This window comes from Amycolatopsis taiwanensis DSM 45107 (genome assembly GCF_000519205.1).
In the GTDB taxonomy this organism is placed as follows: domain Bacteria; phylum Actinomycetota; class Actinomycetes; order Mycobacteriales; family Pseudonocardiaceae; genus Amycolatopsis_E; species Amycolatopsis_E taiwanensis.
In genome coordinates this window covers 20,866-44,997 of sequence record NZ_JAFB01000051.1, presented here as the reverse complement: position 1 = coordinate 44,997, position 24,132 = coordinate 20,866, and the positions used below count along the sequence as shown (strand labels likewise).

Genomic DNA, 24,132 nt, shown 5'->3' with positions numbered 1-24,132 from the left:
TTTCCGGTTCCACAGTGTAGGTGCCTGTGGTCCACTGGCGTTGTCTATGCGGTTTCGGCGTTCAGGATGTCCGCCACCGGTCGGCTCGCCTCGATCCGGGCCGGTGCGGCGGTGAAGACCGTCACGCCGAGCAGCGTGGCCAGTGCGGCGGCCAGCAGCCACCACACTGAGGGCAAGGTCATCGTTCCGATACTGAAGATCCAGGACAGGGCCACCCCGATCGGGACACCGATGAGGGCGCCGGGCAGTGCGGGGAGCAGTTGGGCGACACACAACGCTCCGGTGACCTGTGCCGGGGTCGCCCCGAGCGTCCGCGCGACGGCCAGTGACCGCCTGGCATCCTGCGCGGTGCTCCAGGTGATCACGACGGTGTTGACCACGGCCAAGGCGATCATGGCGAAGGTGACGGCCAGCAGGACCCGGCTGTTCGCCTGATCACGCAGGTTGGTCAGGGTGGAGGGGCCAAGGTCGTATCCGTGGCGGGGTTGAGCGCTCAGGGTAAGCAGGGCGGTGATCGTGACGGACGTGGTTGCCATGCCAGCCGCGGTGAGGACGGCGTGGCGAGGCCGACGCGCGATCAGGCGCAGTCCCAGCAGCAGAGAGGTCGGCAGCCGTAGGGATGCCGGCGTCCGTGCGGCCCGGTGCAGCGGCGGGTGTGCACCGCCTGTCAATGCGTGGACGGTGGTGGTGTTCGCGGCACGCAGGGCAGGGCCGAGCGTCGCGACGATCGCCACTGTCAGGGCGGCGAAGGTTACCCCGACGATGGTGCCGGGGGTGAGTGGGAGCGCGCTGTCCACCATTCCGGAACTCGGGTCGCTGAGCGCCGGGGCCATCAGCCAGCCGATCAGGAGTCCGAGTCCGTCCGCCGCCAGCGCGAGGACCACGTACTCGGCCAGCACCACCGCGGCCACCAGACCCGGCCCGGCGCCGACGGCCTTGAGCAGTCCGACCCGCCGGACCTGCCCCGCCGCGCGTCCGGCCATCAGCCCGGCGACGCAGCAGACGGCGAGGGCGGCCAGCAGCCAACCGCCGACGACCAGCGCCGGCTGGGTGCTTCTGAGCAGACCGGAATCGGTGTCGGCGAGGTCTTGCCAGGTGAAGAAGTTCACCGGAAACGCGGGATTCCTGAAGTAATCGATGAACTCTTCGGTGGCGGTCGGGTCGGCCAGTCGGAGGTCCATCAGGTAGTACGCGGACGTCTGCGGGGACGGCAATGATCGCACGTCATCTTCGGTCAACCACACCAAGCCGGCGCCGTGCTCGGTGGGCCCGCCGCCGCCCGTGAGCAGCCCCTGGGGGTACACCGCGTTCGCCGCGGTCACCGCGACCCCGACGACCGGAAATTCCTTGCCGGCCACCGTAATGCGGTCTCCGACACGCACCTCGATCGCCTCGGCGAAGCCCCGCTCGACCACCACGCCACCCGGCTGTATCCAGGAGCCGGTGGTCACGAGGGGCCGGTCGATCGACGCCGTTGCCACCGCACGCCCCAGCACCATGGTGCCGGCGGCGCGGCCGTGTGCCGTCGACGTCGCCTCGATGACGGGATACGGCCCGCCGTGGGCGACGACGCCAGGCGCGTGCTCCAGCTTCGTCAAGCCGGCCAGATCGTCTGCGGTCGCGTCCCCCGAGACGGCCACCACGTCGGGTCCCAGGGTCTGTTCCCGGGTCTGCTGGTAGAGCGTGCTGGTCGCCCCGTTCAGGGTCAGACCGACCGACAGCGCGGTGGTGGCGGCGGTGATACCGAGCAGGAACACCACGGCCGCGACGGGATGCCGGCGCAGATCCCGCAGTACCAGGCGGCAGATCAGCAGCGTGCGGCCCACCTGGTCAAACCTCGAACCCGAGCAGCGCGGCCAGCGGCATGGTGCTGTCGGTCATCCAGGTGTCGTCGACGAACCGCCCGTCGCGCATGGAGATCAGCCGGTCCGTGGTGGCAGCGACCCGCTCGTCGTGCGTGACCATCACCAGGGTTTGCCCGGCCAGGCGCAGGTCCTCGAACAACCGGAGCACTTCCAGCGTCGCGGCGCTGTCGAGGTTGCCGGTCGGTTCGTCGGCCAGCACGACCAGGGGTTCGTTGGCCAGAGCACGGGCGACCGCGACTCGCTGGCGCTGCCCGCCGGACAGCTCCGACGGCAGGTGCCGGGCCCGATCGGCCAACCCGACCTGCTCCAGCAGTTCGGCCGCGCGCCGTCGCGCCGCCCTCGGCGATCGCCCGGCCAGCAGTGCGGGCAGTTCCACGTTTTCCGCCGCCGACAACTCGTCCATCAGGTGGTATGCCTGGAACACGAACCCGACCGACGCGCGGCGCAGCCTCGCCAGCGATCGCTCGCTGAGCGTGTCGACGCGCCGCCCGCCCAGCCACACCTTTCCGTCTGTGGGCTGTTGCAGCCCGCCCAGCAGTTGCAGCAGCGTGGATTTCCCGCTGCCGCTCGGCCCCATCACGGCGACTGTCTGGCCCGCTGGAACATCCAGATCGATCTCGTCCACCGCCCGCACCAACGCCTCGCCTCTGCCGTGCCACTTGCACAGTCCGCGCACACGCAGCACGTAGTCCTCGCCGGAGTCGTTCATGAATCCCCTGATTCGTCCCTGGGTTTGGACCACGCTCGCTCACACGCCTCCAGCCAGCGCAGATCCGCCTGCAGGCGCAGGACCACGCCTTCCAACAGCAGCCCGGCACGCGACCCGTCCGGCTCGGCCATCGCCGCGCGCTGTGCGTCGCGCAAGCGACGCAGCAGTTCCCGCCGTTGCGTGTCCACCACGGCCAGCGGGTCGGCCAGCCCGGCCGCCGCGGCGGCGACCAGTTTGAGGTGGAACTCCGCCAGGTTCGGCTTCGGCCAGCTCACCTCCGCAAGCCAGTCCGCCACTCGTTGCTGCCCGGCCGCGGTCAGCGCGTACACCTTGCGATCAGGCCGCTGAGGCGACCCGTCCGCTCGTTCGCCCGACACCAGCCCGGCCTTCTCCAGCCGGGCCAAGGTGACATAGATCTGGCCTGCGTTCAGCGTGTCGCCCAGCGGTCCGAGCGCCTGGCGCAGCCGCGCGCGCAGGTGGTAGCCGTGCGATGGCTCCTTCGCGAGCATCGCCAACACGACATCCTGCACCAGCACACCCCTAACAGTTAGCTAATAGATAGCGGTTATCTATGCGGAGTGTCAACCAGACCACGTGCCCCGAGTTGCTGACCTGCCTGGACCTCTGATCGCGATCGGCACGCGGAGGTCCAAACGCGACTCCGCCGGCACTCCTGCGCTACCGCAGCCGGAACCGGGCCACGTCGAACACCGCTATGTCGCAGCCGAAGCCGACGACGACGGTCTCGTATCCGTGGGCCAGGCAACCGACCGGCGCCGGCATCGCGAAATCGTCGAGGCAGTCCCCGCTCCGGGCGTCCCACACTCGCACGGTCGCGTCCTGGCTGCCGCTCATGACGACCGGCCTGCCGTCGACCTCGACGACCGCGACGGCCGTGACCTCGTCGGTGTGGCCGGTCATCGACGGACCGACCTGGCACTGCTCGGCCAGATCCCACAGCCGGATGATCCTCTCCTCGCCACCGGTCACGGCGATAAGACGGCCGTCGAGCCGGGTGACCGCGAGAGCCGGGACGTCGCCCTCGCGCGTGCGGCCGACGACAACCTCCCTCACGTAGCGCTGTTCGGCGAGGTCCCAGATGCGCACCCGGTCGTCGCAGCCGGTGATCACGGCGGGCCTGCCGTGCCACTCGGCGACCGTCACCGCCGAGACACGATCCGTGTGGCCGGTGATCGGCTCCCGGACCTCGCGCTGCTCGATCAGGTCCCAGAACCGGACGGTGCGGTCGCCGGAACCGGTGACCGCGACCGGGCGCCCGTCGAGTTCGAATGCTGCCGATGCCATGACGTACACGGCGTGGCCGGTCATCGGCGTGCCGATCTGGCGCTGCCCGGCCAAATCCCACATCCGCACGGTGCTGTCCCGCTCGTTGCCGCCACCAGCGGTGACCGCGACGGGCCTGCCGTTCAACTCGGCGACAGCGAGGGTTGCGATCTCGTCGGTGTGACCGGTCATCGGCTCACCGATCTGGTGCCGTCCCATCAGGTCCCACAGGCGTACGGTCGCGTCCTCGCCGACGGTGACGGCGACCGGACGGCCGTCCAGCGCGGTCACGCTGACCGCAGTCACATCACCGGTGTGCCCGGTGACCGGGCGAGCAGGCCGGTCCTGCTCGGCCAGGTCCCAGACCCGCACCGTGGCGTCCCGGCTCGCGGTGACGGCGACCGGCCTGCCGTCCAGTCGGGTGACGGTCAGGCCCTCGATTTCACCCGTGTGGCCGGTCAACGGCGCACCGATCTGCTGTTGCGTCGCCGCATCCCACAGTCGTACGGCTCCGTCGCGGCCGCCGGTGACGACGACCGCGCGACCGTCCACAGTGGTCATTGCGGCGGACTGGATACCGTGCGCGGTCTCGATGTCCCGTCTGCCGATCAGCCTCCGCTCGGCCAGGTCCCACACCTGCATCGTGTTGTTCTCGTCGACGATGACGGCACCGGGACGGCCGTTCAGGTCACCGGTTGAAAGCGCATTCAGATAGTTGCTGTGCCCGGTGGCGAGGTGATCGACCTCGCGTCGTGTCTCCAGATCCCACAACCGCACCCGTTTCGGCCCGCGCATCCCCGTGGAGTCTCCGGTGAGGACGATGCAACGCCCCGCCACGTCGGTCACCGCCACGCACTTGTGGCTGTTCTCGCCAAGATGCCACAACTGGCGCTGTTCGCCGATGTCCCAGACACGTGCCGACCATTCGAAGTCGTAGGTGACCGCCACCGGGCTGCCGCCGAGTTCGGCCGCGACGACACCGAGTATGTCGGCGGATGCCCTCAGAGTTGTCCCGATCCGGTGCTGTTCCACGAGATCCCACACGTTCACCGCGTTGTCGCTGCCGCCGGTGACGGCGATGGGACGACCGTCCAACTCGGTCACGGCGACGGCCCTGACCCAACCGTCGTGGCCGGCCATGGGCTGCCCGATCTGGCCGTGCTCCGCCAGGTCCCACACCCGCACGGTGCCGTCCTCACTGCCGCTGACCGCGACCGGGCGGTCGTCCAGTTCTCCGACGGCGACAGCGTTGACCGGGCCGGTGTGCCCGGTGAAGGTGACAATGGCGGCGGTGGGCAGCGTGTACCCGGTGGCGAAACTGACCCGCCAGTCCAGCCCGCCCTCGGGGATCTCGTCCGCCACGGTGTCGATCCGGCGCAGCAGGTCGGTTGCGTTGAGCCGGGCCGCGTCGAGGGCGAGAAAACGGCGGCGCACGCCAGGACCGGTGTCGCGGTGGTGGTGGCTGGACATGCGGTAGGCCAGCGCCGTGAGCCTGCCATCCTTTGTGGACACATGCGACAGGGCGGCCAGCATCGGTCCCGGCTCGGCGTGCAGGAGGAACCCCATGTCGGCGAGGAGGCCGTCGAGTCGCCCGGCTTGCGCGGCGTGACCAGCGAGATGGGCGCGGGTGTAGGAGTCGGCTTTCGCCCATTCAGCACGCGAACCGTTCCGTGGCACGGCGTCGGCGAGGGCAGTGACGACGGCGCTGTGCGGGTCGCGTACCGCGCACTGCTCGCGGAGGTGCTCGTCCAGCGCATTGTGGTAGAGCCGGTAGCACGGTTGCCCGTCGCTGTTGTCGGCACGTTCGATGAGGTAGTTGGCCGCGCCGTTGAATACCGTCTCCAGCTCAGGAGGCGTGTGAGGGTAGGCGGGGTGGAGTGCGTCGGCGATCACGAGCCAGGTCCTGCCGCGCGACAAGCCCTCGCCGCGGGCGAACGCCAGCGCGGTCAGCAGGCGGCGCACCAGCGCGGCGTCGGGGCCGCACGTGTCGAGGTAAGCGTCCATGGCCTGCCCCACGGTCTCGGGCAGATGGTGTTCCCACGCGGAATCGTCGAGATCGAGCGGCGGTGTGCTCGGGTGGACCAGCCATCGGGTGACCAGCTGGGCGATGAGGAAGTTGTACCGCGCCTTGCGTGCCACCGCCCACGCGATCGCACGCAACTCGCCGGGCGGCCGGTCTCGGTAGCGGACGGACCCCGTCTCCTCGCCGATCAGCCGGCGCGACACGTAATCGACGACGTCGCGGTTGCGCATGAACCGGTGGGATTCCAGATCCAGGTACCGGGCGGTGCGGCCGAACGCCGCCGGCACGCGGGCACGTGCGGAGCCGGCGGGTGCGGTGCGGACCCCGGCGAGCACCCGCACCGCCCCCGTGCCCGCCAGATTCCGCAGCAACACGGCGATCTGACGGGCTTCGTCGACATCAGCGGCTTCCTCCACCGCATCGACCAGCACGGTCAGCGGCGGCAGGCCGGACCGCAGGCGCTCGCGCACCGCGACCAGGAGCTCCTGCGGCGTCGCGGCGTCGACCTGGCACGCGCTCGCGAGACGTGTCACCACGTTGTCGCACCCGAGGCCGGTGGCGTGGACAGCCACATCGAAGGACCGAACCGGTGGCCGGGGGCCGTCGACCGGCACGCCTGCGTGGAGAACCGGGTCGGACCCGACCAGCAGGTGCGCCAGGAGCGCGGACTTGCCGGTGCCCGGTCCGCCGATCACCACGAGCGCGGGCTGGTCCGGGTTCCGCAGCCAGTCGACGACCGCCGCACGGGCCGCGTGACGACCGGTGAAGTACCACGTGCCGGAGTCGGACTCGATCTCCGAGCCGCGTGCGCGCGGAAGCCAGTGGGTGGTCAGCCCGGGATCCAGGTCCAGCCGCCACCGCACCTGGGCGGCCAGCCACGGCCACCGGGACACCGGCAGGACGGCTTCGCCGGACACCACGATGCCCACGACCGCGTCGCTGTCGTGGTCGAACACCGGCGCCCCGGTGAACCCGTCCGCTGCGTCGTGTCCCATGAGCCGGACCCACCGGCCGTCCGGGCCGCAGGCACCGCCGAGCGTGCCGTGGCCCTGGCGGATTTCCGGTCCATTGCTGGGGAATCCGTGCACCCAGAACCGGTGGTCATGCAGCGATGGCGGGCACGCCAGCGGCGCCGGGGTGACCGCTACCGGCTCGGCCAGGCGCAACACCGCCGCATCGGAAACCCGTTCCACCACCCGGCCCCGCCGGGCGGGCTGCTCATCGGCGAACGGGAACTCGACGACGACATCGCCAACATCGCCATCGGCGGGCAGCGCGGTGACGACATGCCATTCGTCCACGAGCATGCCAGCCCCACCGAGCTGCGGCACCCGCGCGAGCCACGGAGGACGCTCCGCCAGCCGGCGCGCCCTGCTCGGCCGCGCGGCCGGCCGAAGGTGCTGGTGGACATGCACTCCACCGGAGATGCTCCCGGCCTGTACCACCGCGCCGATGACACTGTCCGCCACGGTGTTGACCGTGGCGGGCTCGCCTTCGTCCTGTCGCCTGCGCACCACCCCATCATCGCGAACAGCCACGAGTTTGTCCGGACCGTACCGGCCATCTTGCGCGTCTTGGCCCTGCTCCGAATGTTTACCGCGGACTGAGAAGTGTGTGTTGAGTATCGAGGCTGTCCGGGGTGAAGGCGATGCCGGTGACCGCTTCGCCCAGCGCGAGCATCCACGGCACGGCGTTGATATACGTCGGTGCCGGAAGCGAGGTGGCATACGACGCGAGGGGTGCTGGGATGTCGCCTTGGCCCGGCCGGATCACGGTGACGTCGTGGTCCGATTCGGCATAGTAGGCCAGCTTGTTGCCGTTCGTTTCCCAGCCGATGTTGAGCACGGTCGCGTGCGGATGGAGTGCGTCGACGATTTCATCCGCGAACGGATGCCGGTTGAACGCGATCGCGAGTGTCCAGTCGCCTTCGCGTCGAAGCGCGACCTGCCGGGTGTCGGTGAGTGACACCGGTCCCGTGCCAAGCGTGATATCGCCGAATACCGCCGCTACGGTGTCGAGCGGGACGCCTCGTGCGTACGTGACGGAGGCGGCGAGGCCGAGCCAGTGATCGGTGATCCACGCGTGCCGCTCCAGCGGGCCGCCCTCACCGGCAACGGCACCGTCCGAACCAGAGGGTGCCGGCGGGTTTCCCAGTAGATCCAGGAAACCGGCGAGCATCGGCGCCGGATCGAGGTGGTATACCTGCCTGGCGTCTTTCGCCGTCGTGATCGTCCTGAACGCGGCGGTGAGCGGGTTCGGCGCCCTTCGCAGTATGCGCATGGCGTCCAGCGCGAGGAGCCGAAGGCGGTCAGCGTCCTCGTAGCGGGCCATCCGGAGCAACTCGTCGAACTCGGTGTCGTCGCCGGGAACCTCGCTCAGCCCGGCTGAGGCGACCACCTCGTCGACGGCGGCACGCGCGACCGTCAGCAACGACTCATCGTCGGCGCGCCGCAACGCAGCAGCAAGAACCGGGTGGTCGTACTCCAGCTGCTCGTACCCCAGCGTCACTGGGAGCACGTCCTCGACGCGCTCCACAATTGGCGCTATGAGGAACTCACCGGACAGCCAGTCTTCGCTGAACGGCTGCCCGGTGACCCGGGCGGCGAGTGTGAGCATGCCCTCCGGCCGGTGGCCCAGTTCCCAGTCGATCTCCTCGACCAACGATGCCAGGCAGTCGGGGTCCTCGCCCTCCCGCCACGAGTTCGCTCCCGCCTCGAACGATGTCTTGACACGGCCGTCGACGGCGTAGCTGAACCTGGTCAGCGCGTTGACATTCCAGAAGGAGCTCACGGTCTCACCGAGCCGGGACACCCTGCGCAGCACCTCTGGTCGCGAGCCCTGGAACCCGTTGTCCTCGATCGCGACGACATACTCGCCCTGGCGGCAGAGCGCGACCGTGTAAGTATCTTCGAAGTACTCCCATGCCTCGTCGAGCGGAATGGTCTCGGCCTCGCTCGCCATCCCCCCGAACCCACGCAATACGGCGTCCACGTCCGTGGTCTTCACCATGGTCACGCAGGCGGCATCGCCCAGCATCCTCGACACCCAGCCGAAATCGTCATCCGCGGTCATTCGCCCTTTGTAGCAGGAGCCGGACGGCACAACGATTTCCCCTGGTACGCCCGGTATTTTCGGCGATGGTATCGATAGCGAAGGCCGGGATATCGGCGGTGGCGGCTCAGCCGGACCGGGGTGGAAGTGCTCCGTCGACCAGTGCGCGAAGCCCCTCGGCATAAGTGTCTTCGGCGGTGAGCGCGGGCCAGCGATCGGCGAGCCGGGCGAGGTGGGGATAGTCCGTTTCGTCGAGTCGCCCGAAGACTTGGTCGCGGTAGGCCGGACGATCATGCTGGGCGCGGCGGCGGGCGCTGTTCGCACGGATCAGGATTTCGCCGGCGGTGAAGTACCAGATGTTGCGGTAGAGATGTACTGCTTGTGTGGGGTCGCAGCCGCTGTCGACGGCGCCGGCCAGGATGGCTTCGACGAGCCACACCGCTGACTCGCCGAGCAGGTCGTCGGCCGCGAGCACCTCGACGATCCACGGTCGCGCCGCCAGCACCTCGTGCATGATCGTCGCGGCGGCGAGGATCCGCTCCCGCGGATCGACCGGCAGCTCGGGGCGCGGGATCTGGTCGGCGTAGTCGTTGAGCAGGTGGATCAACAGGTCGTCCTTGTCGCGGACGTGGTAATAGACCGTCGCCGGGGATGCGCCCACCTCGGCGGCCAGCCGGCGGATCGTGAGGTTCTGCCAGCCGTCGCGATCGATCACGCGGTGGGCCGCGGCGAGGATCTCCGCGCGGGAGGTGCGGGGCGGGCGGCCGGTGGGGGCGCCTGACGCGGACCGTGACATCGGCTCATCATGTCAAATTCCGCACGCGCCGCGCGCATCGGCAAGTTGCGGTCGGCATCTCGCTCTGCTAGTTTTCGAACATGTTCAGAAACTAGCCCGCGCTGGTCCGGAGCTGGCTCCACGGCCACTACCTGACGGCGGCGTACTGAATGTCGGATCCCCATCAACGACCGGAGCACATCCATGTTCTTGATCACCGGCGCTACCGGCAACGTCGGCCGCGCCCTCATCGACCGGCTTCTCATGGCCGGCGCCGGCGTCCGGGCCCTCAGCCGGAATCCCGCGGCGGGGCGCCTACGACGCGATGTCGACACGGTGTCGGTGCGGCAGGGAAGATTCCCATTGGACGAGGTGACCACCGTATTCCTCAATCCCGCCGCCGTGCACGACACCGCAGACGCGTTGCTCACCCAGGCGATGTCCCACGGAGTCCGGCGCATCGTGCTGCTGTCCTCGTCGTCAGTGCTCGATGATCACCCCGACAACCACACCGGAATCGCCCACCGGGACCTTGAAGAACGCATCCAACGCACCGGGCTGGAATGGACCTTCCTCCGAGCCGGGGTTTTCGCCACCAACACCCTGTGGTGGCTGCCGCAGATTCACGCCGACGGTGTGGTTCACGCCGCCCACGCGGACGCTCGAATCGCGCCAATTCACGAACACGACCTCGCTGCCGCGGCAGCGCAGGCCATGTTGTCGGACGATCTCGTCGGGGCCGCGCCCGTACTCACCGGGCCAGAATTGCTCACCCAGGCCGAACAGGCAAAGCTGATCGGCGATGCCATCGGGAAACCGGTTCGGTTCGAGGAAATCACGCCTACGTCCGCAAAACGGCTCATGACCTCGCAGCACATGCCATCGCACATCGCCGACTCGCTACTCCGCTACTACCACCGTGCGGTACTGCAGCTGATCCACCTTACTCCGGTCTCGACGATAGTCACCTCGGAAAAGCCACGTTCATACCGTCAATGGGTTCTCGACCACATCGCAGACCTTCGTCCGGGAAATTAGCCGAAACCGCATACCCAGTGGGCTCAAGCCAGTCAAGTCGCGAGAGCTGATTCTCCGATTTGACTGGTCAAACATGCTCAGAAACTGGTATTAGGAAAAAACCATTAATCTCGTGCCGATCGAGCTGTTCCGGTCGTCCGCGTTCCGACTCCTCGACGGCGGGCATATCGCCTCGGAAGTGCCGCTCCTGATCTCCATCACGCCGCGCCCCGAAGCTGGAGCAGCGCGGGTGACGAGCCAGCAGGCACCGTCGTGGCGCCAGACCCGGCACGGTCGTCAGGCGCACGTCGTCATGGCTGGCTATCGCCTGGTGGGAGGGCGCCCGTCGCCGACGAGTTCGTAGGCCTCGTCGTGGGTGGTCATGAGCTTGTCGAGCGCGGCGTTGAGCGTGGCTTCTTCTCGGCCGAAATGCTCGCTCATTCGCCGGTGCAATTGGTTGAGGTGCGCGCCGAGGGCGTGCCTTGCTGTCCCGCCGTTCGATGACCAGGCGTCGAGAACTTGTTGGGATTCGGCGATCAGGTCGGCCAGGTGGTCGGCTTTGAGCTGCTCGATCGTGGGTTTCAGGTCGGGGTGCTCGGCGAGCAGGCGTACGAAGAGTCCTTTGTCTTCGCGTACATGGTGGTCGGTCAGTGCCGAGCAGAATCCGTAGCAGTGCGCGAGGAGGCCGAGGTTCGGTCGTTGTGGCCGTGGGCGCATGTTTCAGTTTGCGCTCAAGGCGTTTGAGTTCGCGCTCCAGACGGTGGTGGATCGTCTGTAGCTCGGATTTCCAAGCGCAGGGCTCCAAGCTCTTAGAACGGCGGTTCGAGGGTGTCGTCGCGGTGATCATCCGTTGTGGACTCGTCGGATTTTCCGACGTCCGGTTTGAGGATGGGCTCCGGTCTGGCAGTGTGTTGGCGGCCGGTCGGGGTCGTCACCGTCAACTCGCCCGTCGCCTCATCGAGTCGGAAAACCCATCCGGCAACGTCCTTGAGCTGATGGTGTCTCCGGCATAGGCAGGTGAGGTTGCTTTTCGACGTATGGCCGTTTTTGCCGCGTCGGTAGTCGCGGTGGTGGTCGACGTCGGAGCGTTGCGCGGGGCGTCGGCACCCGGGCGCCCGACACTCGCGATCACGGACGCGGACGAATTCGTCCAGTGCGGCGGGTGGCCGGTAGCGGGTTCGTCCGACGTCGAGGACGGCGCCGGAGGTGGGATCGCACGTGACTTTGCGCCAGACACTGTTGGGATCGTTCATGATCTGGCGGGCGATCTCGCCCGGGATGGGGCCGTGCCCCGCGAGGTTGCAGCCGGTGTCGGTGATGCCCAATGCCGCGTCGATGGGCACGTGGATGTAGACCTGGGCGAGCACTCCCGGCAGGCCCTCGTGCTTACCCAAGGCCAGATCCGCGAGCACATCGCAGCGGAGTTGGTCGAGGGTGCGGTCCTCGTCCTTGGTCTTGAGCTTGCGGGCGATGCCGTCCACACGGGCGTAGATGGCGCTGGCGATCTCGGCGGGCAGATACACCCAGAGGGACGCCATTCCTTCCTCGCCATGGATCAGTTCGACGCGGCGATCCTTGCGGCGCTTCTTCGCCCGCTGCGCGTAGCCATCAGGGTCGATGGCGCAGACGGCGTCGCGCGCGATTCGCCGCACCTTTTCGGGATCTTTGCCCGCCAAGCGTCCGGCGATCCGCTCATCCACCTGCCGAGCCTGCGCATCCGACAGTGCCGCGGTGACGTCGCAGACCTTGCCCGCGGTGCGCAGGTCGATCTCGCCGTTGTCCATCGCGGCCAGCAACTGGGGGAGTCGGGTGGTCAATGCCTCCGCCGTATCGACCAGTCCGGCGGCGGCCTGGCGGCTCACCCCGAGATCGAGCGCGATCTCGTCGGCTACCCATCTCGTGTGGCCTCGGATTTTGCATAGTCGGGCGATGGCGTGTACCTGCCTGGCCTGGGCCCGGCAGATCGCTTCCCGCGCCACGGTCATGGTCTCGACCGCGGCGCGGTCGGACATGCGGACGATATCGTCGGCGCACAACGAAAAGAGGTCGAACATCATGTGGGAGTCCTTTGCTCGGAACTAGAGTAGTTCTAGTGTATCGATCACCTGAACCACAAGCCATCGAACATAGGGTGAAAACCCGTATCCTGGTCCCGATTGATTAGGGCTATGGCGAACGCTGCCCTGCGTCATGCGCGCAGGACTTGGCAGCCGGGGTTTGCTTGCCTCGTCGAGGCCGATGCCGACGCACCGAACCGTGTCGCGGTTGGACGGTCAATGTCGCGTCATTGTGGTGACGGCCTCGACCAGCGCTGTGATTGCTTGCTGAACGCGTGTGTGCACATCAGACTGGGCGGCCGCGGTGAGTACGACATGGTGGAGTACGCCGACGAGCGCGAGGGCCAGCGCCGCGGGGTCGACGGCTGCGGCGACTCGGCCGAGTTGTTGCTCGGCGGTGAGGTAAGTGGCGGCGGCCTTTTCGATCGCGTCGAGGCCAGCTGTCGTGTCTCCGAGGACGGTGCGGACGCGGCCCGTTAGTTCCGGCCGTGCGACCAGGAGCCTGAGCAATACCGCGACGGTCGCCGGTGGTGTCGAGAGAATGGCGTCGCACAGATTTCCGGCGACGCTGCCCGTGCCGGCTCGTTCCGGTAGAGCCGCGGCTGCCGCGGAGACCAGGAATGCGCGGTCGATCGCATAAGCGGCCAGGAATTCGTCAAAATCGGCGAAGTGCGCGTGCAGCAGTCCCGTTGCGACTCCGGCTTCGCTGGTGACCGCCCGGCCGCTGAGCTTGCTCGGCCCGTCGCGGGTGATCACGCGCTCGGCGGCGGCGAACAGTTGCTGCCTGACCTCTGGGATGGCGACACCTCTGGGCACGTCCTGGAGTCTACCCGGGTCGTACCGAGAATGAGCGTGTGTTCATACTAGGTTTGAACACATGCTCATACTTGGGAGGAGATATTGTGGACAGGAGTCGCCGAGCGCTCGTCGTGGGTGCCGGGATCGCCGGATTGGCCACCGCACTGCGGCTTCACCAAGTGGGATGGGACGTGCTCGTGGTCGAGCGTGCCCCGGCCCGCCGCAGCAGCGGCTATCTGGTGAACTTGCTCGGGCAGGGCTATGACGCAGCGGAACGTCTGGGTGTGCTGCCGGCGGTGGCGGCAAAGGATCTTGGGTTGTTCTCCTCGATCCTCGTCAAGGCCGATGGCCGGAAGAAGTTCACCTTCCCGGCCGCGCTGGCGCACGCCGCGCTCGGTGGACGGGCGCTCACCGTGTTCCGAGGCGACCTGGAGTCCGCGCTCTACGAGGCGGTGCACGAGGTCGTGGAGATCCGGTTCGGCACCACCGTGCGAGCCGTCACCCAGGACACGGACCACGTCCGGATCACGCTGAGCGACGGCACATCCGAGCACGTCGCGCTGCTGGTCGGCGCCGACGGCCTGCACTCGGGAGTCCGCGAGATCGTGTTCGGCTCCGAGACCGAGTTCCGGGTGGACCTGCGACACGTGGTGGGAGCGTTCCCCCTCGACGAGGTCCCGCAGGACGTACCAGAGGGCGCGAGCGCCACGTTCATCGGTCCAGGACGCACCGCCGCAGTGATCAACCTGGGCCCGGGACGATCCTCGGCGTTCTTCACCTACCGCACCGATGAACCGGCGGCTGAACTGACCCGAGGGCCGGCGCGAGCACTCACCGCGGCTTTCGGAGACCTGGGCGGAGGTGTGCCCGACGCGCTCCGGCAGCTCGCGGCCGACCCAGCCGGGGCTTACTTCGACTCCGTCAGCCAGATCGTGACCGACAGGTGGAGTCAGGGCCGGGTCGTGTTACTCGGAGACGCGGCCTGGTGTGTCACGCTGTTCGCCGGCTACGGCGCGGCACTCGCGCTCGCCGGAGCCGACCAACTCGGTGCCGCCCTGGAAGAAAGCGGCCACGATGTCCCAACGGCGCTGGCCCGCTGGGAGAGCCTGCTGCGCCCGGAAATCCGCAAGCGGCAGGCATTGGCTCGCAAAGGAACCAGCCAGTTCGCGCCTCCTACCAAGGCGCACGCCTGGGCGCGCGACCTCGCGATCCGGGCCACCCTGCTCCCGGGAATCCGCACCCTGGTCGCGCGCTCGATCCAACGCGCACAGCAAAACGCTCGCAGCGGCAAGCCGCGCTGATCGACCTCCTGCCTCCGTCGAGGGACTGCACGACAGCTCAGTGCGTACAGACCATCCGCCCGGTTCAGTGGGAAAACGCCTGTTGATGGGGCCGCCTACCAACGTGTGTTGTTCTTGAGCGGCCCCACCCTTCAGCGCAGAGGTTCGAGTGCTTTCGCCAATGGTTCCAGTACGGCTGGGGTGTGCGGCGGGGGCAGGTAGACGATAGCCAGGTCGAGGCCGGCTTCGCCGAGTGCTTCCGCTTCGGCGGCGACCCTGGCGTAGTCGAGATCAGGGTCGAGGCGGACGTGTGAGGAGAGGGTGATCTCGCTGGGGTCGCGGCCGATGTCGGCGCAGTGGCGGTGCAGGACGTCGCGCTTGCGGGCGAACTCCTCGGTGGTGCCGCCGACGAAGTTCCAGTGCTGGGCGTACTTCGCGGCCGTGCGCAGGGTGCGCTTCTCGCCGCTGCCGCCGATGCAGATGGGCGGGTGCGGCTTCTGCACGGCTTTCGGTTCGCAGCGGGCATCGGTGAGCTGGTAGTGCTTGCCCTGGAAGGTGGTGGTCTCCTGGGTCAGCAGGCCGAGGAGGACCTCGCAGGCTTCTTCGAACCGGTCGCTGCGTTCCTTGAGCGAGCCGAGTTCCATACCGTAGGCGCCGGATTCTTCTTCGTTCCAGCCCGCGCCGATGCCGATCTCGAGCCGTCCGTGGGAGACGATGTCGAGCGTGGCTGCCATGTTCGCGAGCAGCGCGGGGTGGCGGTAGTGGATCCCGCTGACGAGCGTACCCAGCCGCAGCCGCTTGGTGGCCTGCGCGAGTGCGGTGAGGGTGACCCAGCCTTCCAGACAGGGCCCGGTCGAATCGGAGAAAATCGGATAGAAGTGGTCAAACGTCCAGCCTGATTCGAAAAGCTCAATCTCGTCGGCTGCCTGCCAGACGGCGAGCATGTCGGACCAGGCGGTGTTCTGCGGCGAAGTCTTGATGGCGAATCGCATGTCTGCCAGCGTAAACCTGGAGTACCTCCAGGTGCGGCCCTGCGATCCGGAGGCCCTGTGTACCGGATCGGCGAACTCTTCATCGCCGCGGTTGAGGTCCGTCATGACGGAGACGATCGAATGCCGCCAGTTCGCTGACTTACCGGTGGGCGGGGGGCGAGTACCCGCTGTCCACGTTCGCCGAAATCGTTACAAACTGGATCACTATAAAAGCCAGTGAAGCCCGAGGTGTTGGCCGGGTGCAGTTCGAGTACAGATATCGAGTCGATGCCGACCTGCGGTCGCTTGAAAGGCACAACTCCTGGTGGTTCCGCGAGAGCGAGACGCCGTTCGATGAATGGCTCGTATCGGTGAAAAATGATCCCGTTTGGCGGGTAGTTCGAGACAAGATTCCTGTAGAGTTCGGTGTCTCACCGGAGCTGGCTTGACTTTGGTCGCCGTACTTGTGCCTTTATCTGCTCGAAGGCCTGGGGTTCGTGCGCTGGAATCCCACGACATGACCCACCGTTATGGAACGTTGCGCTGACGGGTCGTGGCCTGCCGGGGTGCCAACCTTCCCGCTGGTGAGCGAAGATGCGGGTATGACGGTGATCGCCGCCCGGTTGCGGGAAGGACGGGACCTCGTGAGACGTGGTGCGTGGGCCGAGGCCCGCAAGGTGTTCGCCATCGCCTTCGAGGAGTCTGGTGATCCGGCCGCCGCGGAGGGGATCGCCAGGGCCGCATGGTGGCTGGAGGACGACACGGAGGTCACCGCACGGTACGAGGACGCCTACCGCGGTTACCGCGCCGCGGGTGACGACCGTGGGGCGGGCAGGGTGGCGGCGTGGCTGGGCAATGGCGCGCTTCAGCTACGCGGTGAGGCCGCGGTCGCCCAAGGCTGGTTCCAGCGGGCGGAGCGGCTGCTGGCCGAACAGTCCGAAGGCGAGGAGCACGGGCTGCTGGCGTTGTTCAAGGGAATGGCGGCGCGTTCTCGGGGAGACATGCGGCAGGCGACCGAGCTGGCCGCGCGTGCCGTCGAGATCGGCCGCCGGCTCGGGTCTCCCGACCTCGAGATCCAAGGCATGGCGCTCAATGGAATGGCGCGCATCGGGCAGGGAGAAGTCGCCGACGGCATGCGGCTTCTCGACGAGGCGGCGGCCGCGGCACTCGCCGGCGAGGTGCGCGAGGTCGGGTCCGTGTGGATTCCCACCTGCTTCCTCGTTCAGGGGTGTGAGCAGGTGCGGGATTGGGATCGGGCCGAGCAGTGGCGTGCGCGTGTCATGGACTTCTGTCGCCGTTTCGACCTCGGCACACCGTTTTCCCGCTGTCGTACCCACTACAGCACGATCCTGCTGTGGCGCGGTGACTGGGCGGCGGCAGAAGCGGAACTGCTCCACGCCGCCAAGGCGTTGCGGATCCAACGACCCCTGTTCGCGGCCGAGGCATGGGTGCGGCTCGGCGAGCTGCGGCGTCGCCAGGGCCGGTGGGAGGAGGCCGCCGAACTGTTCGCGTTGAGCCGGTCGCTTCCCGCCGCCCGCATCGGACAGGCCGAACTCCGTCTGGACCGGGGGGATCCCGAGGGCGCGCTGGACATCGCGGGCCGCCTGCTGGACGCGCTCAGCGGCGCGGAACGCGGTCCGGCGCTGGAGGTGTTCGTCCGGGCGGGCGTGCGGACGAAGAACCCCGACGTGGTCGCGCGGGCGGTCGAGGAACTGGCCGAGATCGCGCGCGTGTCCGGCATTGAGGCGGTGGAGGCCGCGGCGTTGTGGGCCCGGGGCGCTCATCGTGCGGCGCTCACCGACACGGCCGGGGCCATTACGTTGTTGGAGAAGGGGATTGAGCTCTACGAACGCGCGGGTGGGCCGTACGACGCCGCCCGCGCCCGGATCGAGCTTGTCTCGGTCCTTCTCGCGAGCGGCCGGGCCGGGCCCGCGGTGGAAGAGGCGAGGGTGGCCCAGGAAGTATTCGAACGGCTGGGCGCCACCGCTGACGCGCGGCGGGCGAACCGCCTGGTGACCCGGGCACAGAGCACACCGACCGCCGAGTTGACGTCGCGCCAGGTCGAGATCCTGCGGCTGCTGGCGGTCGGCCTGACCAACGCGGAGATAGCGAACCGGCTGGTCCTCAGCGAGCACACCGTCAAGCGGCACGTCGCGAACATTCTCGGGCGCTTGGCGTTGCCCTCACGGACGGCCGCCGTCGCTTATGCCTCCCGGGCCGGCCTGCTTTAGGTCGGCCGGTGGGAGTGGCCCGTTCGGGCCATGGCCCACGGAAGGTTGGCTCGCTCGGGCGAAGATGGCAGACGCGGGTCGGCCGTAGCGTCCCGAGCATGGTCGAACACGCGCTCATTACCGAAGGCCAGCGCAAGGCGTGGTCCAGTGGTGACCTCGCCAAGCTGGCCGCTCGCCTGCCGCCCCTGTACGCCGAATTGCTCTGCGAAGCGGCCCGGCTGCGTCCCGCCGAACGGGTCCTCGACGTTGCGGCCGGAACCGGAACAACATCGATCGCCGCGACACGTCGCTTTTGCGACGTCGTCGCCGTCGATTTCGTGGGCGACTTCCTGGCCAAGGCCAGGCAACTGGCCGAATGCGAGGATCTGGAACTGGAGACCCGTGAGGCGGATGCGCAGGACCTTCCGTTCGTAGACGATTCCTTCGACGTCGTCCTGTCCACATTTGGCGTCATGTTTGCCTCGGACCAGCAACGCGTCGCCGACGAACTCCTGCGTGTCGTACGTTCCACCGGCCGGATCGGCGTCACCGCATGGACTCCCGACGGTCTCATCGGCCGCTACGCACGCACGATCGGTAAGTACCTTCCGCCTCCTCAAGGAGTCCGTTCCCCGTTCATCTGGGGAACCGAGGAAGGCATCCGCGAACTGTTCGGGGAACGCATCAGGTCCGTCAACTTCGCCCGCCGCGCTCAGCCGTTCCGCTACCCGTCGGTCGAATTCGCCGTCGAGTATTTCCGCGCGTGGTACGGGCCGGCTCGGGCGGCATTCGGCCGGCTGGACGAGAACGATCATAAGGCGCTGCACGACGACATGGTCGCCGTGTGGGAGAACGCCAACGAGGCCGATGACGGCACCCTCGTCGCCCACGCCGACTATCTCGAATGCGTCATCGAGACGACCTGATGCGGTCAGCGGACGCGAGACACCTCAGATGCCGTGTTCGCCGGCCAACCGGGTCAGTTCGGCCATGGCATCGTGGTCCGCGGTGCCGGGAGTGGTCTGATAGATGCCGATCCGCTGTTCGTCCTCGATGTACAGCACGTCGAAGTCGAAGGTGATCAGACCGGCCTGCGGGTGGTGGAACGGTTTGCGTTCGCTGCGCCGTCGCTGCACGTCGTGCCGCTGCCACAGGCGCGCGAAATCGGGGCTGGTCTGCTGTAGTTCCGTGATCAGCGTGACCACGTCCGGTGCCGAGGGATGCGCGGCGGCCACGGTCTGCAGGTTCGCCACCGCGTCGGCGGCGCGGGCTTCCCAGTCGTCGTAGAGCTCCCGGGCGGCCGGATGGCAGAAGGTGTAGCGCACGGTGTTGCGCTGCTCGGCCGGCCAGTCCGTTATTCCGGTGAACAGTTCGAGAACCTCGGGGTTGGCGGCCAGCACGTCGCTGGTGCGGCTCAACACGTAGGCGGGGCAAGGCCGCACGGTGTGCAGCAGCCGGCGGATGCTGGTGCGTACCTCGGCCTTACGCACCGTCGGCGCGGAGGTGCCGCGCTCGGCCACGCGGGCCAGCGTGTACAGGTGTGCGTGTTCTTCCTCGTTGAGTCGCAGTGCGGACGCCAGCGCGGTCACGACCGCACCGCCGGGATGGCGTTCCCTGCCCTGTTCGAGCCGGGTGTAGTAGTCGACGCTGACGCCGGCGAGCGTGGCCAGTTCCTCTCGGCGCAGCCCGGGTGTGCGGCGCAGCCCGGGCCCGGTTGCCAGCCCGGCATCTTCGGGACGAACCCGGGCGCGGCGGGCCCGCAGGAACTCTCCCAGCTGTGACGACATGGCCCGATGGTAAATGGGTGGTTGTTTCGCAACCAGGAACACCACGGTCTGCCTGATCATGCCTGGTGGCAACAGGATGTGCAGATGGCTTGCGCAACGCTCACCCCGCGATCGACAGACACCCGAGCGGAACGCATCGGTTTCGGCGCCCGGTTCGTCAGCGCGGTCTCGATCGGCTCGCTGCTGAACCCGATCAACTCCTCCATCATCGCGATCGCGCTGGTGGCGATCGGTCACACGTTCGCGGCCGGTTCGGACCGCACCGCCTGGCTGGTGTCCGCGCTGTATCTGGCCACCGCGATCGGGCAGCCCACCATGGGCCGGTTGGCCGACCGGCTCGGTCCCCGCCGCGTCTACCTGTCCGGCGCCGTGCTGGTGATCGTCGGCGGCGTGCTCGGCTACGTCTCGCCCAGCCTGGGCGTTCTGGTGGTGGCCAGGGTGGTGATCGGCCTTGGCACCTCGGCCGCGTATCCGGCGGCGATGGCGCTGATCCGGCGGCAGTCGGCCCGGCTGCGCCAACCGGCACCCAGTGGGGTGCTCAGCTCGCTGGCCATCGCGGGACAGGTCAGCATGGCCGTCGGCCCGACCCTGGGTGGGCTGCTCGTCATGCTCGGTGGCTGGCGGTTCACTTTTCTGGTGAATGTGCCGCTCGGCCTGCTCAGCGCACTGCTGGCAATGGTGTGGCTGCCCTCAGACGAGCGGGACGAGCGGGGCGAGCAGCGCGAACCGCTGTGGCGGGCGATCGATCCGACCGGGGTGGCCCTGTTCGCCGGGGCGCTCACCGCGCTGCTGGTGTTCCTGATGGACCTGGCCCGCCCACAGTGGTGGCTGCTGGCCCTTGCCGTCGTCCTGTTCGCCGCGCTGGCCGGCTGGGAACTGCGTGCTGCCACGCCGTTCGTGGATGTCCGGATGCTGGTGCACAACCGCGGCCTGACCACGACCTACCTGCGGTACGGGCTGACCATGCTGGTGACCTATTGCTTCGTCTACGGCTGGGCGATCTGGCTGGAGCAGGGCGCGGGCCGGTCCGCGTCGGCCGCCGGACTGCTCATGACGCCGTCGTTCGCCGTGGCCACCGTGGTGTCGCTGGTCGCCGCCCGGCCCAGGCGGGTGTGGGGGCTGCTGGTCGCCGGGGCAGCCACCCTGACCGCCGGCAGCGCGAGCCTGCTTGTCGTGCACGGCAACGCGCCGACCTGGCAGTTGCTGGGGATCGGCCTGGTGTTCGGGGTGCAGAACGGACTCACCGTCGCGCCCAACCAGACCGCGCTGTACGCGCAGGCGCCGGCCGAGCAGACCGGCGTGGCCGCCGGGCTGATGCGCAGCTTCATGTACGTGGGCGCGATCGCCTCGGCCAGCCTCATCGGCCTGACCTTCGGCGACACCGCGACCGACCACGGCCTGCACAGTCTCGGCGCCGTGCTCACCGTGGGTTCCGCCGCGCTCCTCGTCTCCACCCTGATCGACAAGACCTTGCGCACGGGAAAGTAGGTACGCGTGCGACCAACCCCGCTCCGTCGGGGACGGCGGGCTCTCAGACCGAAGGGCTGAGCCTGCGATTTACGTCCACTGTGGAGAACTCGTGGGGATCGAAGTTATCGCCCGAGGCAAGGTTCAACCATTCGACCATGGTGTCGTGCTCGTGGGCCTTGGGGTCGGCGAGTGTTGCTTTCAATTCTTGGTAGCCCCACGTGCCGCCGCAGTCTTCGGGCGGGCACGCTCCCCTGCCAGCGGTGCAGACCGCGCTGGTCACCTCGGAACCGGCAGGCAAGATCTTCTCCAGGGTGATGTCGTGTTCCCAGCCGTCGCCGAAGTCGTAGGTATAGCGGATCTTGTCGTCGACGCCGGTGAGTATCTGGGACAGGCGCACTCCGCGCTCGTCGCGATGGCCGAGTTCGGGGTCCGGCCGTCCGTATTCGGTCCAGCCGTCGGAGAATACGTGGAGGTGACAGTCGTACCAGCCCATTGCGGCTTGGATCACGTCATGAAGCCGGTCGAGGCTCAGGTCGGCCGGTACCTCCAGGCGCCGCCACACCGGCGGTTTCGCCACGCCGCGTAGCTGGACCTTGATCTGGTACCGGGCGGCGGAACGACCGGAGCGCGCGGGCGAGACCGGGCGATCCGCGGGAGCCGGGGTATCCAGGCTCATCCCGGGCAGCAGTCCGCCCAGCTCGGCGAGCGCGTCCACCGGACTGCTGGTCAGCAACTCGACCAACCGGGGTGCGGCCGGAGGGCCGCTGCCGGCCAGCAGCGGCAGGACCCTGCCGATCTCGGCACCGGCTTGAGCCTGGATTGCGGCGGACAGCAGCTCCGCGGGTAGCTCGGGCGGCAGCGACCTGAGCAGGACGTCCAGCGTGTCGGCGGTGATCCAGGCCAGGTCGGTGTCGGCCGGCTCGGAGTCGTCTTGCTCGGCCAGCCAGACTCGGGCATGGGCGCCGAACCCGTCCTTGGCCGCCCATTCCCGCCATGCGGGTGCCGCGTCCGGGCCGCACTCGCGGGCCAGGGTGAGGGCGGTGAGGCGCTCCTGTCCGGAGGTGGCTTCACCGGTGGCGATCAGTTCGCGGGCGGCTGCGGCGGAGGTACGGGCGGACAGCCAGGGGCGGGACATCAGCGCGATGACGGGGTCGGGGAGCGGAGCCACCGTATGGACCATGGTGGCCGCATCGGCGTCGGCGGTGGGAGCGCTCTGCCGGAACAGGAAGTCGGTGAACCAGCGGCCCAGTGGCGTCAGCTCGGCGCTTTCGCCCCGCAGGACGGCGATCCCGAACTCACTGAGGGCCGCGACGAGATCCTCGATGTCCTCCGTGCTATCGAGAAAGTCGACATCGTCGGACAGAAGCCTCCGCGGGGAGCCGGGCATACAGTCCGGACACGAGCAGTGGAGCGCGTCGTCGTCCGGGAAGAGGTTCTCACCCAACTCGTCCATTGTGGCCGCGCCATCACGCTCGTGCAGCGTGGCCAACAGGACCAGGAAGTCCAGATCGGCCGGATCCGTCGAGCCCGCAAGGCCGAGCGCCTCCGCTGCGCATCGGGTCCAGATCGCCACGACGTCTTCCGAGGTGCCGGCTGTCCACTGCCGGAGCGCGAGCCCAGTTGTGACCCGGCCACGGTCCACCTCGATGAAACCGGCCGCGGACGCCGCTGCCCACACCATCATCAGCGGCCCGATGTCCAATGCGCTGCGGGGCTTGCGTGTGGGCAGTTCGATACCAAGCAGGTCACATGCTTCGACCGCGGCGGCTGGTTTCAGCACACCCCGCGTGGTGACCGGTCGGCCGGTCCCGATCCACTCGGCCAACGTCCCCGCGGCAGCGAGCAACCGGCATTCCCGGGCTGCCGACGCCAACTGCTCCAGCGAGAGTGGGTGTTCAACAACATGGGGTCGCATGCGGGCAGGCTATATGTCCATAGGTGCGCAGGGCGTGGAGGGTGTTGGAGTCCGCCCGCTCTCATGGCGGGGAGTACCGCAAACTCCGGCAATCCTAGCCGAGATCGGCATGACTGGGTCCGCAGACGGTTTCCCGATGGTGCGTCGGCTCATTGGTGGCTAGCCATGCTGGGCACCGCTCCGGACGGGAGCCTGCTGGGGGTCATCGAGAACGCTCGCTTCCCGGCGACATCGTCCTGAGCCCGGCTGGAACGTCGTGTCGGATATCCGCCAGCATCGACCGCCGGCTGAGTACAGACTGTCCGATATGGACAAGTCTCTGGAAGGGGTCGTTGATCGGTTCGTCACCGCCAGTGCCGGATTCGAGCGGACATTGCGGTTGGTCTGCCCCGATCGATGGGCGTTGCCGACTCCGTGCACGGAGTGGAACGTGCGTCAGTTGGTCAATCACATGACCCGGGGAAATATCAACTATGTTGCGCTGCTCGCGGGTGGTACCAGCGCGGAGTTCCTGCGGATGCGTGACCTCGACGCGCTGGGCAGCGATCCGATTGCGGCGTACGTCGCGTCGGCGCGGGAATGCGCCGACGCGTTCGGTCAGCCGGGAGCCCTGCAGCAGATATTGGATTACCCCTTGGGCCGAGTGTCCGGGCAACAGGCACTTGCCGTACGCACCACGGATGCCACCATTCACACGTGGGATCTTGCCCGGGCTCTCGGTGTCGACGACCGCCTCGACCCCGACCTGGTCGCGTGGATCGATGATCACCTTGAAGCGATCTACGCTGGGTTGGCCGAAACACCCGTCGCCGCCGAGACGACCCATCGGTTCTTTGCTGCTCCCGCAGGAACGCTCACTCGGGAAGCGTCCAAACAGGACCGGCTGTTGCACCGGATGGGCAGGAACCCCTCAATGTGAC

General features: G+C 68.0%; 19 protein-coding genes. 7 read left to right on the top strand and 12 right to left on the bottom strand.

Annotated features, from left to right (window positions below; translation table 11 throughout):
• Window positions 1–44: 44 nt before the first annotated feature.
• The 6 genes from A3CU_RS0132150 to A3CU_RS0132125 all read right to left on the bottom strand — a co-directional run bounded on the left by A3CU_RS0132150 (window position 45) and on the right by A3CU_RS0132125 (window position 9,728).
• Complete coding sequence (locus A3CU_RS0132150) at window positions 45–1,826, bottom strand: FtsX-like permease family protein (RefSeq protein WP_027945711.1); 1,782 nt, start codon at window positions 1,824–1,826, stop codon at window positions 45–47.
• 4 nt (window positions 1,827–1,830) lie between these two features.
• Window positions 1,831–2,574 (bottom strand): ABC transporter ATP-binding protein, encoded by a 744-nt coding sequence (locus A3CU_RS0132145; protein WP_043843296.1) that lies wholly within the window; start codon window positions 2,572–2,574, stop codon window positions 1,831–1,833.
• On the bottom strand, window positions 2,571–3,110 hold the full coding sequence (locus tag A3CU_RS0132140; RefSeq protein ID WP_211246569.1) for a PadR family transcriptional regulator: 540 nt from the start codon (window positions 3,108–3,110) through the stop codon (window positions 2,571–2,573). The genes A3CU_RS0132145 and A3CU_RS0132140 overlap by 4 nt, the downstream gene beginning before the upstream one ends.
• Before the next feature lie 142 nt (window positions 3,111–3,252).
• Window positions 3,253–7,395, bottom strand: coding sequence for a hypothetical protein (locus A3CU_RS47795; protein WP_156960669.1), 4,143 nt, complete (start codon window positions 7,393–7,395; stop codon window positions 3,253–3,255).
• 79 nt (window positions 7,396–7,474) lie between these two features.
• A complete protein-coding gene (locus A3CU_RS52960) occupies window positions 7,475–8,953 on the bottom strand; it encodes a DUF6461 domain-containing protein (protein WP_027945708.1) in 1,479 nt (492 codons plus the stop codon).
• A 106-nt stretch (window positions 8,954–9,059) separates the two neighbouring features.
• A complete protein-coding gene (locus A3CU_RS0132125; protein WP_027945707.1) occupies window positions 9,060–9,728 on the bottom strand; it encodes a TetR/AcrR family transcriptional regulator in 669 nt (222 codons plus the stop codon).
• 183 nt (window positions 9,729–9,911) lie between these two features.
• On the opposite strand from A3CU_RS0132125, the gene A3CU_RS0132120 reads away from it, so the two are divergent.
• Entirely contained in the window at window positions 9,912–10,745 is an 834-nt protein-coding gene (locus A3CU_RS0132120; RefSeq protein ID WP_027945706.1) for an SDR family oxidoreductase, read from the top strand.
• Window positions 10,746–11,045: 300 nt separating this feature from the next.
• On the opposite strand, the gene A3CU_RS50230 is transcribed toward A3CU_RS0132120, so the two are convergent.
• The 3 genes from A3CU_RS50230 to A3CU_RS0132105 form a co-directional block, all read right to left on the bottom strand.
• Window positions 11,046–11,441 carry a hemerythrin domain-containing protein gene (locus A3CU_RS50230; protein ID WP_052372537.1) on the bottom strand — a complete coding sequence of 132 codons (396 nt, stop codon included), beginning with the start codon at window positions 11,439–11,441 and terminating at the stop codon, window positions 11,046–11,048.
• A gap of 92 nt (window positions 11,442–11,533) precedes the next feature.
• Window positions 11,534–12,781: an HNH endonuclease gene (locus tag A3CU_RS50670; protein WP_084144055.1), complete on the bottom strand. Its 1,248-nt coding sequence runs from the start codon at window positions 12,779–12,781 to the stop codon at window positions 11,534–11,536.
• A gap of 216 nt (window positions 12,782–12,997) precedes the next feature.
• Complete coding sequence (locus tag A3CU_RS0132105; protein WP_027945705.1) at window positions 12,998–13,597, bottom strand: TetR family transcriptional regulator; 600 nt, start codon at window positions 13,595–13,597, stop codon at window positions 12,998–13,000.
• An 86-nt stretch (window positions 13,598–13,683) separates the two neighbouring features.
• Here A3CU_RS0132105 and A3CU_RS0132100 point away from each other — a divergent pair, with 86 nt between their 5' ends.
• The gene (locus A3CU_RS0132100) at window positions 13,684–14,880 is read left to right on the top strand and encodes an FAD-dependent oxidoreductase (protein ID WP_245617447.1); all 1,197 of its coding nucleotides are present in this window, start codon (window positions 13,684–13,686) and stop codon (window positions 14,878–14,880) included.
• Between the two features lie 131 nt (window positions 14,881–15,011).
• On the opposite strand, the gene A3CU_RS0132095 is transcribed toward A3CU_RS0132100, so the two are convergent.
• Window positions 15,012–15,851 carry an LLM class F420-dependent oxidoreductase gene (locus A3CU_RS0132095; protein ID WP_027945703.1) on the bottom strand — a complete coding sequence of 280 codons (840 nt, stop codon included), beginning with the start codon at window positions 15,849–15,851 and terminating at the stop codon, window positions 15,012–15,014.
• Window positions 15,852–16,090: 239 nt separating this feature from the next.
• Here A3CU_RS0132095 and A3CU_RS52955 point away from each other — a divergent pair, with 239 nt between their 5' ends.
• From A3CU_RS52955 to A3CU_RS0132085, 3 genes are all read left to right on the top strand, one after another.
• On the top strand, window positions 16,091–16,279 hold the full coding sequence (locus A3CU_RS52955) for a hypothetical protein (protein WP_156960667.1): 189 nt from the start codon (window positions 16,091–16,093) through the stop codon (window positions 16,277–16,279).
• 135 nt (window positions 16,280–16,414) lie between these two features.
• Window positions 16,415–18,061: a LuxR C-terminal-related transcriptional regulator gene (locus A3CU_RS0132090; protein ID WP_156960666.1), complete on the top strand. Its 1,647-nt coding sequence runs from the start codon at window positions 16,415–16,417 to the stop codon at window positions 18,059–18,061.
• A gap of 98 nt (window positions 18,062–18,159) precedes the next feature.
• Window positions 18,160–18,966: a class I SAM-dependent methyltransferase gene (locus tag A3CU_RS0132085; protein WP_027945701.1), complete on the top strand. Its 807-nt coding sequence runs from the start codon at window positions 18,160–18,162 to the stop codon at window positions 18,964–18,966.
• A gap of 24 nt (window positions 18,967–18,990) precedes the next feature.
• Here the strand turns inward: A3CU_RS0132085 and A3CU_RS47780 are convergent, their stop codons facing one another.
• On the bottom strand, window positions 18,991–19,827 hold the full coding sequence (locus A3CU_RS47780; protein WP_043843315.1) for a helix-turn-helix transcriptional regulator: 837 nt from the start codon (window positions 19,825–19,827) through the stop codon (window positions 18,991–18,993).
• An 84-nt stretch (window positions 19,828–19,911) separates the two neighbouring features.
• Here A3CU_RS47780 and A3CU_RS47775 point away from each other — a divergent pair, with 84 nt between their 5' ends.
• Window positions 19,912–21,315, top strand: a complete 1,404-nt coding sequence (locus tag A3CU_RS47775; protein WP_084144053.1) for an MFS transporter — start codon at window positions 19,912–19,914, stop codon at window positions 21,313–21,315.
• Window positions 21,316–21,358: 43 nt separating this feature from the next.
• Here A3CU_RS47775 and A3CU_RS54095 read toward each other — a convergent pair whose 3' ends face one another.
• Window positions 21,359–23,212 carry a plasmid pRiA4b ORF-3 family protein gene (locus tag A3CU_RS54095; RefSeq protein ID WP_211246568.1) on the bottom strand — a complete coding sequence of 618 codons (1,854 nt, stop codon included), beginning with the start codon at window positions 23,210–23,212 and terminating at the stop codon, window positions 21,359–21,361.
• 307 nt (window positions 23,213–23,519) lie between these two features.
• Between A3CU_RS54095 and A3CU_RS0132065 the strand changes: the two genes are divergently transcribed.
• The gene (locus A3CU_RS0132065; RefSeq protein ID WP_052372534.1) at window positions 23,520–24,131 is read left to right on the top strand and encodes a TIGR03086 family metal-binding protein; all 612 of its coding nucleotides are present in this window, start codon (window positions 23,520–23,522) and stop codon (window positions 24,129–24,131) included.
• Window position 24,132 lies beyond the last annotated feature (1 nt).

Coding starts and splice junctions, on each gene's coding strand:
- A3CU_RS0132085 (WP_027945701.1), top strand. CDS start 18,160: ATGGTCGAACACGCGCTCATTACCGAAGGCCAGCGCAAGGCGTGGTCC.
- A3CU_RS0132095 (WP_027945703.1), bottom strand. CDS start 15,851: ATGCGATTCGCCATCAAGACTTCGCCGCAGAACACCGCCTGGTCCGAC.
- A3CU_RS50670 (WP_084144055.1), bottom strand. CDS start 12,781: ATGATGTTCGACCTCTTTTCGTTGTGCGCCGACGATATCGTCCGCATG.
- A3CU_RS0132120 (WP_027945706.1), top strand. CDS start 9,912: ATGTTCTTGATCACCGGCGCTACCGGCAACGTCGGCCGCGCCCTCATC.
- A3CU_RS47775 (WP_084144053.1), top strand. CDS start 19,912: ATGGCTTGCGCAACGCTCACCCCGCGATCGACAGACACCCGAGCGGAA.
- A3CU_RS0132065 (WP_052372534.1), top strand. CDS start 23,520: ATGGACAAGTCTCTGGAAGGGGTCGTTGATCGGTTCGTCACCGCCAGT.
- A3CU_RS47780 (WP_043843315.1), bottom strand. CDS start 19,827: ATGTCGTCACAGCTGGGAGAGTTCCTGCGGGCCCGCCGCGCCCGGGTT.
- A3CU_RS0132125 (WP_027945707.1), bottom strand. CDS start 9,728: ATGTCACGGTCCGCGTCAGGCGCCCCCACCGGCCGCCCGCCCCGCACC.
- A3CU_RS54095 (WP_211246568.1), bottom strand. CDS start 23,212: ATGCGACCCCATGTTGTTGAACACCCACTCTCGCTGGAGCAGTTGGCG.
- A3CU_RS52960 (WP_027945708.1), bottom strand. CDS start 8,953: ATGACCGCGGATGACGATTTCGGCTGGGTGTCGAGGATGCTGGGCGAT.
- A3CU_RS50230 (WP_052372537.1), bottom strand. CDS start 11,441: ATGCGCCCACGGCCACAACGACCGAACCTCGGCCTCCTCGCGCACTGC.
- A3CU_RS0132145 (WP_043843296.1), bottom strand. CDS start 2,574: ATGAACGACTCCGGCGAGGACTACGTGCTGCGTGTGCGCGGACTGTGC.